At 62.6% G+C, this 9,191-nt stretch carries 5 protein-coding genes and 4 pseudogenes; 1 reads left to right on the top strand and 8 read right to left on the bottom strand.

Features of this window, described 5'->3' with window-relative positions:
- The 8 genes and pseudogenes from JCM21793_RS27680 to JCM21793_RS21720 form a co-directional block, all read right to left on the bottom strand.
- Positions 1 to 282: pseudogene (locus tag JCM21793_RS27680) on the bottom strand (hypothetical protein); the annotation flags it as partial.
- Complete coding sequence (locus JCM21793_RS30710; protein ID WP_244439950.1) at positions 275 to 685, bottom strand: ABC transporter ATP-binding protein; 411 nt, start codon at positions 683 to 685, stop codon at positions 275 to 277. The gene JCM21793_RS30710 and the pseudogene JCM21793_RS27680, both read right to left, overlap by 8 nt.
- Positions 686 to 718: 33 nt before the next feature.
- Positions 719 to 1,039 (bottom strand): annotated as a pseudogene (locus JCM21793_RS31665) (hypothetical protein); the annotation flags it as partial.
- A pseudogene (locus JCM21793_RS31590) lies at positions 1,015 to 1,203 on the bottom strand (ATP-binding cassette domain-containing protein); the annotation flags it as partial. The pseudogenes JCM21793_RS31590 and JCM21793_RS31665, both read right to left, overlap by 25 nt.
- Positions 1,200 to 2,009 (bottom strand): ABC transporter ATP-binding protein, encoded by an 810-nt coding sequence (locus tag JCM21793_RS21735; protein WP_025031708.1) that lies wholly within the window; start codon positions 2,007 to 2,009, stop codon positions 1,200 to 1,202. The gene JCM21793_RS21735 and the pseudogene JCM21793_RS31590, both read right to left, overlap by 4 nt.
- Positions 2,006 to 2,901, bottom strand: a pseudogene (locus JCM21793_RS27670) (ABC transporter permease). Before JCM21793_RS27670 ends, JCM21793_RS21735 begins: the two are co-directional and overlap by 4 nt.
- An 11-nt stretch (positions 2,902 to 2,912) precedes the next feature.
- On the bottom strand, positions 2,913 to 3,890 hold the full coding sequence (locus JCM21793_RS21725) for an ABC transporter permease (RefSeq protein ID WP_025031707.1): 978 nt from the start codon (positions 3,888 to 3,890) through the stop codon (positions 2,913 to 2,915).
- A 146-nt stretch (positions 3,891 to 4,036) separates the two neighbouring features.
- Positions 4,037 to 5,695, bottom strand: a complete 1,659-nt coding sequence (locus tag JCM21793_RS21720) for an ABC transporter substrate-binding protein (RefSeq protein WP_025031706.1) — start codon at positions 5,693 to 5,695, stop codon at positions 4,037 to 4,039.
- Between the two features lie 262 nt (positions 5,696 to 5,957).
- Here JCM21793_RS21720 and JCM21793_RS21715 point away from each other — a divergent pair.
- Positions 5,958 to 9,191: ATP-binding protein (locus JCM21793_RS21715; protein WP_025031705.1), on the top strand; the 3,234-nt coding region annotated here is incomplete at its 3' end.

Genomic DNA, 9,191 nt, shown 5'->3' with positions numbered 1-9,191 from the left:
CGCGCGCGGCCTCGTCAACGCCGGTCGGGCCGAAGAAGCCCTTCGCCGTGGCGTCGTAGCAGGCAAAGCCAGAAGCTTTCCGTTTTCCACCGCGACCAGAACATTGGCCGGCTGCGCCGCCATGGCCACGGCGCATTCGCTGGCCCAGTTGCGGCTGAAATGCTTCTCGGCGAAATCGCACACGACATGCATTTCCGGCCCGATGGCGCGGCGAATGACAATGCCCTCGGCCACGGGTTTGGCTGGCGGGAGCTTGTAGAGGGGCACGAGCATATCAGTCATGGTCTGCATCCGAATAGGCAACGAAATGGTCCGGCGCAACCTCACGATAACCCGAGATGGGACGCGCCGCACTTGCCCGCACGGCCTCCGCCTGCCGGGTGAAGGCGAGCCCGTCGCCATCGGCATCGTCGAAACGCTTCGCCGGATCGGGCACGGCAGAAATGAGAAGGCGCGAATAGGGATGACGCGGATTGCGGATGACGGCATCGGACGGACCGCGCTCCATCACCTGCCCGGCATACATCACCGCCGTTTCCTCTGCGATGTAGTGCGCAGTCGCGATGTCATGCGTGATGTAGAGGAACGCGATGTTGCGCTCTTCCTTCAACCGCCGCATCAGATCGAGCACCGATTTGCGGATCGACACGTCGAGCATGGAGGTGGGCTCGTCAGCAACGATCAACTCCGCGCCCACCGCAAGCGCGCGGGCAAAGCTGACACGCTGGCGCTGACCACCGGAAAGCTGGTGCGGGAACTTCTCCAGCGTGGTGTCGGGATCAAGCTCCACATCGGCCAGCGTCTGCCTGAGCCGCGCTTCGAGATCCGCCGTCCCGCCATGCAGCCGCAGCGGGCGTTCGAGGTGGTGGCGGATCGTGTGGGTGGGGTTGAGCGAGGAGAACGGTCCTGAAACACCATTTGCACCGCGCGCAGATAGGCGCGGTCGCCGCTGCGGGTGCGGTTCTCGAAAATGTTCTCGCCGCGAAACCGAACCGTGCCGGCGCTCGGCTCGAAATGGCGGATCACGGCGCGCCCGCAGGTGCTCTTGCCCGATCCGCTTTCGCCCACCAGCGCCAGCGCCTTGCCGGGCTCGATGGAGAAGGTGACATTGCGCAGCGCATCCACGCGGCGCACAGCACCCAGAACCGGGCGCACATGGAAGGTCTTGGAAACGCCTTCGAGCGACAGAAGCGGGGCGTTCATGCGGCTTCTCCCTCGATGCGCGGCATGGCTGCCCAGAGCCTGCGCGTGTATTCGTGCTGCGGATCGGCAACGAGGCTCTGCGCCTCGCCCTCTTCCACGATGCGCCCTTCCAGCATGATCGCAATGCGGTCGGCAAACTGTGCCATCAGCGCCAGATCATGCGTGATGAACAGCACAGAGAAGCCGAGCGTTTTGCGCAGCGCCACGATCTCCTGCAGGATCTCGCGCTGCACCACCACATCAAGCGCGGTGGTGGGCTCATCCATGACGACGAGGCGGGGCCTGAGCGTGAGCGCCATGGCAAGCACGACGCGCTGGCGCATACCGCCGGAGAGCTGGTGCGGATAGGCATCCAGCCGGTCTTCGGGGATGCCGACCATGGCGAGCATCTCGCCGGCCTTCGCGCGGGCGGCATCCCGCCCCATCTTTTCGTGGCGGGCGAGCATGTCGCGAAACTGTTCGAAAACCGTCAGCACCGGGTTGAGAGAATTCATCGCGCTCTGGAACACCATGGACGCCCCGCTCCAGCGCCACGCCTCAAGCCGGCAGCGTGAAAAGGCGAGCACATCCTCGCCCTCAAACAGTATCTTGCCGCCGCTGATGAAAGCCGGCGGGCGGTGCATCCGCATGATCGAGAAGGCGATGGTGCTCTTGCCACACCCGCTTTCGCCAGCGAGGCCGAGGATCTCGTTCTGCCCGATGTCGAGCGAGACATCGCGCACGGCGCGGAACGTGCCATTCGGCGTCAGATAGTCGACGCACAGATTCTGCACCGAAAGAAGCGGCTTTGCGGTCTCCATGCTCATGCCTCCTTCTCCGCAAGACGCGCGCGGTCGAGCTTCTTCTGCAGTTTCATGGCCTTGCCGATGGCGCCCAGCGTGCGCAGCCGCGGATTGGAAATCTCGTCGACACCGAAATTGAGCAGCGACAGGCCAACGCCGATGATGACGATGGCGACACAGGGCGCGGCCATCTCCCACCATGCGCCAACGGTGATCGCCGAGGCGTTCTTGGCATTGTAGAGCATCGTGCCCCACGAAACGGAGAGCGGATCGCCGAGCCCGAGGAACTCCAGCGTGGCCTGGGTGATGATGGTGAAGATCACGCTGCCGATGAAGTTGAAGCCGATGATCGACAGGAGGTTCGGCAGCATCTCCACCAGGATCATGCGCCATGCCGGTTCGCCGATGAGCTGGGAGGCCTGGATGAACTCGCGGTTCTTCAATGTCATGGCCTGCGCGCGCGTCACACGCGCACCCCACGCCCATGATGTGAGACCGATGATGATGGCGATGGAGAGTGGTCCGACTTGCCCCAGAAACGCGGCCAGCACCAGAAGGAGCGGCAATTGCGGCAGGACCAGAACGACATTGGTCGCGAAGTTGAGCGCCTCGTCCGTCGCGCCGCCATAATAGGCAGCGGTGAGGCCCACCACGGTGCCGATCAGCGTGACGATGAACCCGGCAAGAATGCCGACCATGAGCGAGGTGCGCGTGCCCCAAACAAGCTGTGTGTAAACATCGCGTCCCATGCGGGTGGTGCCCATCACATATTCCACGCCCGGGGGCTGATGTGGGCGGCTCACACGCTTGTTGGATCGTGGTCGGTGATGAGCGGCGCAGCCAGCGCCACCACCACGTAGAACACAACGATGAAGACGCCGAAAGCGGCCTTGCGATTGCGCAGGAAGATTTTCAGAAGATCGAGCATCACGCCCTCCTCAAGCGCGGATCGAGCACCACATAGGCGATGTCGACAACGAAGTTTGCGCTCAGCATGGCGAGCGTCATGATGAGAAGCTGGCCCTGGATGAGCGGGAAATCGCGGGCGATCACGCCCATGTAGAGCAGGTTGCCCAGCCCCGGATAGTTGAACACCACCTCGGTGATGAGCGAGCCGCCGAACACGGCGCCAAGGCTGATTGCAAAGGCGGTGATGGAGGGCAGGAAGGCGTTGCGCGCTGCATAATTGTAGCGCACGCGGGCATCCGAAAGCCCCTTTGCCTCCGCCAGATGCACGTAATCCTCGCCAAGCTGGCCGATCATGTTGTTGCGCATGGTGATGAGGTAGCCGCCCACCAGAACGATGCTGAGCGACAGGACCGGCATCAGCGCATGAAAGAACATTGATGAGAGGAACGGGCCGCTGAGCGACGGCTCAAGCGAAGGGTCAAATGCGTAGCCGGCCGGCAACCAGTTGAGCGTGACGGCAAAGACGAACAGAGCCGTGATCGCCACGACCACCGGCGGTATCGACTGCAACGCCAGCGCCAGCGGCGACACGATGCTGTCGAACCGGCTGCCGCGACGCCACGCAGCGCGTATGCCGAACAGCGTGCCCAGCGCATAGGCCACAAGCGTGGCCGTGCCGGTGAGGAACAGCGTCCACGGCAGAGCGCGGGCGAGCAGATCATAAACGGGTGTCGGATAGTATTTGACCGAGAGGCCGAAATCCCAGGTGAAGATCGAGCCCAGATATTTGAGATACTGCAGGTAGAGGGGTTCGTTGATGAAGCCGAACGTCTCCATCAGAGCCTCGCGCGCCTCCGGCGGCAGGGTGCCCTGCGCCTGAGCAAGCATCACGTCAGCTGGATTGCCCGGCATCAGGCGCGGAATGAGAAAGTTGAATGTGGCCGCCACCAGAAAGGCGACGAGATAAAACGCCAGCCTGCGCAGAATGAAGCGCATGGTCTCCCCTTTCCTCGCCGGTTCTACCGACGCTTTCTTTTCGTTTGAGCCCCGGTCAGGAGCCGTTCACCAACAGGACTGCCCCAGGGCCCTCCTTCCCGCGGACGGGAAGGAGGTGGGAGGATGCAGTCAGATCGACGATGTTCTCAATCGTCGACCGGACGCAGGGAGAGCAGGTGCAGGAGACGCTCCGGCGTCTCATCGTGGACGACAGGCTTGGCCTGGGGGTTCTCGGCGCTAAAGAAGCCCGTGAAACGCTTGGTGTTGTACTGGTACCAGAGCGGGTTGTTGAAAACGGCGATGAAGGGCATGTCGCGGCCAATCTCCATCTGGATATCGTCCATGATCGCGCGCTGTTTTTCGGCGTCCACCGTCTGGAAGAAGGATTCCAGAAGACCGTCCAGCGTCTCGTTGTAGTAACGGGTGGCGCCGAAGCGGGTCTTGCCCTGATTCTGCGAATGCAGGCCCAGATCATACTGGTAATGCGGGGTAACGCCGGTGAAGTAGGCGTTCATCGCCATATCGTAATCGCCGTTGATCAGGCTTTCCGACCAGACCGCATGTTCGGGCGTGGCGACCTGCGCCTCAATGCCGATGGAGGTCAGGCCTTCCACCGCAAGCTGCACCGTGTTGATCCAGTCGGTCCAGCCATTGGGCACGATGATGCTGAAAGAAATATCCTTGCCACTCGGCGTTTCCAGATTGCCGTCGCCGTCGGTGTCCTTGTAGCCCGCTTCCGCGAGAAGCGCCTTTGCACCCTCGACATCATAGCGGGTAAACTTGCCGAATTTGGCATCCACTTCCGGATTGTTCCAGGAGTGATAGGCCTGACCGAGACCGGACGGATACTGGTTGATGGTCGGGTAGCCGTAGCCGGCGATGTCGACCATGGCTTCACGGTCGAAGGACATGGAAACGGCGCGACGGAAATTCACGTCGCTGAACGCTTCGCGGTTGCCTTCGTTCTTGGATTCCATGTTCACGTTGAAAGCGACGAGCGAGCCGGCGGGGAACCAGTATTTGTGGTGTTCGGGATCCTTGCCGACGAAGGTCTTTTCGATGTCGGGCAGGAAGGACCCCATCCAGTCGAGCTCGCCACGCGCGGCAGCTGCCAGCGCCTGATCGTTTGTGGCGATCTGCGGGAAGCGCATGCAGTCGACCTTGAGGGTCTCCGCATCCCAGTATTTGTCATTGCGGCACTGGATGTATTCCTGTGGCGTGAAGCGACGGATTTCTGTCAGCGGACCGGTGCCGACGGGGTTCGGATTGGTGAAGGTGACCGGATCTTCGACACTGCCCCAGACATGCTCGGGAACGACCGCAAGACGGACGATGGAATAGATCGCACCGGAATTCGCGTCGTTCAGGGTGAAGCGGACCGTCCGGTCATCCACGGCTTCCGCGGATTCGACCAGCTTGCCATGACCGTAATTGTCGAGCGGCTTGTGGGCCTTCACGAGGTTCAGGCTGAATACCACATCCTCTGCGGTGAAAGGCTCACCGTCCGACCAGGTTACGCCCTCGCGCAGGGTCACGGTAACAGACTTCAGATCCTCGGAATATTCGTAGCCCGTCGCCAAACGGTAGTTCGGCTCACCGCCTTTCAGCGTGTTGAAGATGATCAGCGGCTCATAGATGAAATCGTTGACCGAAGGCAGTCGCGTGGACTGGTTGTAGGGGTTGAAGTTTTCGATCCACGCCGTGCGCTGGATCGGCAGGGCCGTGAGAACAGACTCGGCTGCGGCCGATTGCATCTGAAGAATACCGGCGGCAAGGACGAGCCCCGCCGTGAACGCGTGTTTCATGCTTTCCTCCCTCAAGAGCCGAGCGGACCGTCCGCCCTGTTCCACTGCTTTGCCGAAGGCTCCACCCTGGCGCGACACGCGCCGGCAAGAACAGCCGGCTCATTCTGCTGGACAAGACCAATCCAATGCCACCTGCTATTTCGTAAATTTCGTCAGTTTCGTTGCATTCGCGTGAGGGCGGGGCACGCGGTCTTGGCGGAACCCTCGCGTTTCGCTAGCGTGCTCTTGGAACGGCGCAGCTTTGCCGTCTCGGGAGGATTGCATGAATTGGCGCAGGGTTTTGCCGGCCGGCTTTCAGGCCCGGCTTTTATTGGTCTTGTTCGCGGTATCGATTGTGCCGCTGGCGATCAGCGCTGCCGCCTTCTACTCCCTCGTCAACGCGAATATTGCACGCGAAACCTTCGAGAAGATTGCCTTTGCACGCGATGCCAAGACCAGTGAACTGACACAGTACGTGTCTTTCGCCAAGCGGCAGGCCGAAAGCCTCGCCCAGACCAATATAGCGCGCTACTCGATTGGCGACTTTTACGGTTTCAGCTACGCCATGAGCCAGATGGCACCTGATGAGGAGCAGGCCGCGGAAGAGCTGCGCAGCCTGTTCGAGGTCGGGCCGAACGAGCCGGCGCGGACCGAAGCGCCCAGCCATGACAGGCTGCTGCGCGAAGCCCTCGCCTACGCCAATGCACACAGCCAGTTTCACGAGGAGTATCTGACCTTCGTGGAGAGCTCCGAGTTCGACAATGTCTATCTCGTCAATGCGCGCGGGCGGGTCGTCTATTCCGTCTTTAAGGACGATTATCTGGGAACTCTCCTGACCAACGGCGATTCAACGCTTTCCAGGACGCTGATGGAATTGCGCTCCGCGGCCGACGACAGGCATATCGTGTTTTACGATTTTGCGCGTGATTCGCGCACCGGTGAATTCGCCGCCTATTTCGCTGTTCGCGTGAACCTTTATCAACGCGCCAGTGGTGCGGCCATTCTGCGCCTGCCCGCCAGCAAGCTTGCCGCCCTTCTGGGTGGGCATGAAGGCGTCAATGGAACGCTCAGCCTCATCTCGTCGCGCGGCGCCGTCATCGCCTCTTCGGCTCCTGCCCTCAAGACCGGCATGAGCGCCAGCATGCCGGAGGCGATGGAAGCAAAAAGCGGTGTGACGATGCTCGAAACGGGACTGCTCGGCGCACCCGTCCTTTCGGCATGGACGCATCTTCTCCTGCCCGACGCCACCTGGCTCTTCGCCGTCGATGCAGACGCCGCATCGGCCTTCGCGGCAAGCACCAGACTGCGCAATCTCATCCTCGCGCTGGCGGCACTCGCGCTGCCGCTGATCCTGCTTCTGTCCTACTATCTCGCCCGCTCGCAGACCCGCCCCCTGAAATCCGTCACCGATGCGGCAGAGGCCGTGGCCGACGGCGCGCTCGACATGAGCCTGCCGAAATTCGACCAGCCGACGGAGTTCGCGAGGCTCTCCCATTCCGTCGCCCGCATGCGCGATGCGCTGCGCGATCAGCTTCAGCTCATCAGCCAGAAGAACCGCGAACTGAAAGTGCATATCCGCGAGATCGGCGAGAAGAATGCGGAGCTGGAACAGGCCGACCGCATGAAAGACCAGTTCCTCGCCAACACCTCGCATGAGCTGAGAACACCGCTCAACGGCATTATCGGCATCTCCGAAACACTGGCCGCAGGTGCTGCCGGTGACATCGCCCCGACGCAGCGCAACCAGCTTCAGCTCATCACCTTCTCGGCGCGCCGCCTGTCGCGCCTCGTGGACGATCTGCTCGACCTCTACCGCATCCGGCAGGGACGCATGCGGCTCGACATTCAGGGCGTCGATGTGGCCACCAGCGTGCGCCAGGTTCTGCTTCTCTCCGAGCCGCTGCTTTCCGGCGAGCCGGTGAGCCTCAGAGTGGACATTCCCGATGTGACGCCGCCGGTGATCGCCGATCCGGTGCGCTTCGAACAGATCCTCTACAATCTCATCGGCAACGCCATCAAATATGTCGATGACGGGCATATCCACGTGACCGCATGGCATGAGGGCGAAGGCGACAGCGCGACGGTTTCCATAGCCGTGGAAGACACCGGACGCGGCATCTCGCCCGAAAATCTGGAACGCATCTTCCAGCCGCTCGAACAGGCCGAAGCCGACGACGTTACGCAGAAGAAGAGCGGAACCGGCCTCGGCCTCGCCATCGCGCGCAATCTTGCGGCCCTGCTCGGCGGCACGCTGACCGCGACCAGCGAACCGGGCAAGGGTTCGCGCTTCGTGCTGCAGCTTCCCGCCGCCAGCGCCGATGCGGCCGAACAGGCGCGCGGCAAATATCCCGGCGGCCTGCACCAGACCATCAATGCGCTCGATGCCTTCGAGGCCCCCGCCTCCCAGCGCGACGACGCCAATGCGCCGACCATCGTGGTGGTGGATGACGAGCCGATCAATCTGCAGGTGCTGCGCAACGTGCTCCTGCCGCAGGGCTATCGTGTCATCTGTGCGGACAATGGGCGGGCGGGCATCGAGGCGGTGCTCGAGCACAAGCCGGACCTTCTCATTCTCGACGTGATGATGAACGATCTCTCGGGCCTCGAAGTGGCGCGCACGCTGCGCCGCCAGTTCTCGCTGATCGACCTGCCCATCATCATGGTCACGGCGCGCAGCCGCACGCGCGACATGATCGCCGGTTTCGAGGCGGGTGCGAACGACTATGTGGTGAAGCCCTTCGTAAAGGACGAGCTTCTGACGCGCATCTCGACCCTGATCGACGCCTCGCGCGCCCGCAGCCGTGCGGAGGAAAACCAGGAACTGCGCGACGAGGTGGACCGCCGCATCCAGGTCGAAGACGCACTGCGCCTTTCGCAGCGCCGCATGGCGCGTCTGCTCGACGCGCTGGAAGCCGGCCTCGTCTGCGTCAACGACAAGACGATCATCACCTATGCCAACCGGGCTGCGGAGACGATCTTCGGCCGCCCGCTCGACCGCGCCACGCCCCTGTCTCTTCTGCTGCCGTCGGACATGGCCGCGCTGCTCGACAGCCAATGCCGGGTGGATGGCGAAAGCAGTGCCACGCTGCATCTGGGCGGACGCGAATTCACCATCAACGCATTCGAGCTTGAGCCCGAGGCGGGCGCGGGCATGGCGCTCGTTCTGAGCGACGCCTCGCTGGAGGCCGAGAACCTGCTTGTTTCGGTGCGCGGAGCCATCGACAGCGCACTGCCGGTGATGGCCGGCGAAGCGCAGGTCGAGCCGGGCCCGGCATCCGATGAAGCCTATCGCGCCCTCATCGTGCAGGTGATGACGGGCAGCCTGAACCTGTGGCGCGACGTGACCGGCAAGGAGCGGATCGAGTTTGCAGAGGAGAGCGGCATCTGGCGCGTCAGTCTCGACAAGACGTCGCTGCAGACGCGTACGCTCGACAAATATCTGCTGATCGAGACGCTGCCGCTCAACCCGCGCTGGCGCGATGTGGTGCGCTCGGCCGAGTTCACCCTTGCCCGCGCG

Source organism: Nitratireductor aquibiodomus NL21 = JCM 21793, assembly GCF_000615975.1.
Lineage (GTDB): Bacteria > Pseudomonadota > Alphaproteobacteria > Rhizobiales > Rhizobiaceae > Nitratireductor > Nitratireductor aquibiodomus.
The sequence above is the reverse complement of the archived record's forward strand: the minus strand, read 5'-3'. Positions and strand labels throughout refer to the sequence as shown.

Bases quoted from the DNA above. Each gene is read 5' to 3' on its own strand.
- JCM21793_RS21735 (WP_025031708.1), bottom strand. From the start codon at position 2,009: ATGAGCATGGAGACCGCAAAGCCGCTTCTTTCGGTGCAGAATCTGTGC.
- JCM21793_RS21725 (WP_025031707.1), bottom strand. From the start codon at position 3,890: ATGCGCTTCATTCTGCGCAGGCTGGCGTTTTATCTCGTCGCCTTTCTG.
- JCM21793_RS21720 (WP_025031706.1), bottom strand. From the start codon at position 5,695: ATGAAACACGCGTTCACGGCGGGGCTCGTCCTTGCCGCCGGTATTCTT.